The sequence below is a fragment of the Actinomadura sp. DC4 genome (assembly GCF_030406325.1).
In the GTDB taxonomy this organism is placed as follows: domain Bacteria; phylum Actinomycetota; class Actinomycetes; order Streptosporangiales; family Streptosporangiaceae; genus Actinoallomurus.
The window spans coordinates 1-553 of sequence record NZ_JAUEQY010000100.1 but is presented as its reverse complement, the minus strand read 5'-3'; the positions used below and the strand labels follow the sequence as shown (position 1 = coordinate 553).

The 553-nt window shown below is 62.7% G+C and carries 1 protein-coding gene; it reads left to right on the top strand.

What is annotated here, in order from left to right:
* Window positions 1–553, top strand: a 553-nt coding sequence (locus QWU11_RS47135; protein WP_290121147.1) for a TCP-1/cpn60 chaperonin family protein, incomplete at both ends; no start/stop codon positions are given.

Genomic DNA, 553 nt, shown 5'->3' with positions numbered 1-553 from the left:
GATCGGTGAGATGATCGCCGAGGCGATGGACAAGGTCGGTAAGGAAGGCGTGATCACGGTCGAGGAGAGCCAGACCTTTGGTCTGGAGCTCGAGCTGACCGAGGGCATGCGCTTCGACAAGGGCTACCTCGCCCCGCATTTCATGACCGATACCAATCGGCTCGAAGCGGTCATGGACGACCCCTACCTCCTGCTGGTCCCCGCCAAGATCTCGGCAAACAAGGACCTGCTCCCGGTCATGGAGGCCGTGAAGCAGACCGGCAGGCCGCTGGTGGTCATCGCCGAGGACGTCGAGACCGAGGCGCTCGCCACGCTGCTGGTGAACAAGGTCCACGGGGTCTTCAAGTCCGTGGCGGTCAAGGCTCCGGGTTTCGGTGACCGTCGTAAGGCCATGCTTCAGGACATCGCGATCTTGACCGGTGGCCGGGTGGTGTCGGAGGACATCGGCCTGAAGCTGGAGAACACCACTCTGGACATGCTCGGTCAGGCCAAGCGTGTCGTGGTGACCAAGGACGAGACCACGATCGTCGATGGCGCGGGTAACACCGATGAC